Here is a 260-nt window from a genome sequence, read left to right on the forward strand (position 1 = left end):
AAAAGCCCTCTTCAGGAAGCCTGGCCAGAAGCCCTGCTGGCTAAAGCTGCGCGCATCAAGCTTGTTGCCCTGGATGTTGATGGCATCATGAGCGATGGCAAGATCTACTTCAGCGCCAAAGGCGATGAACTGAAAGGCTTCAACATTCTGGACGGCCTGGGCCTGAAGCAGATTATGGCCGCAGGCATTACGATAGCCGTGATCACTGGCCGCAGTTCACCACTGACTGAAAAACGCATGGGAGACCTGGGGATTCCCCA

The 260-nt window shown here is 55.0% G+C and carries 1 pseudogene; it reads left to right on the forward strand.

The window, feature by feature from the left end:
- Positions 1–260 (forward strand): annotated as a pseudogene (locus SQ11_RS15855) (hypothetical protein); the annotation flags it as partial.

This window comes from Nitrosospira sp. NpAV (assembly GCF_000832065.1).
Lineage (GTDB): Bacteria > Pseudomonadota > Gammaproteobacteria > Burkholderiales > Nitrosomonadaceae > Nitrosospira.